This window comes from Paenarthrobacter aurescens, from assembly GCF_025421775.1.
GTDB lineage: Bacteria > Actinomycetota > Actinomycetes > Actinomycetales > Micrococcaceae > Arthrobacter > Arthrobacter aurescens_B.
In genome coordinates, this window is sequence record NZ_JAOEFX010000808.1 from 1 (window position 1) to 230 (window position 230).

Below are 230 nucleotides of genomic sequence, written 5' to 3' on the forward strand. Positions count from 1 at the left end.
CCTACGGTGCAATCATCTAGGTCGTCTTCGGTACCGGAGCAGGGCATGTGGATAGTGCTAAGGTCGTCTCGCCGGGGATGGTGTATGTCGCCACTACCGAGGATTTCCTCAAGTTCGTCCAGGGCACGGGTATGGACCTGGGCATTGATGGGCTTGGCACCACGGCACCGCGCGACATGAACGTTCCATCTTTCGCCCTCGGCAACCTCGCGGGCAAGATTGAAGTCACG

At 59.1% G+C, this 230-nt stretch carries 1 protein-coding gene; it reads left to right on the forward strand.

Translation table 11 applies throughout. The annotated features are described in order from the left end of the window. Nucleotides 1–47 precede the first annotated feature (47 nt). On the forward strand, nt 48–230 hold a 183-nt coding region (locus N7568_RS25650; protein ID WP_261612421.1), incomplete at its 3' end, for a hypothetical protein.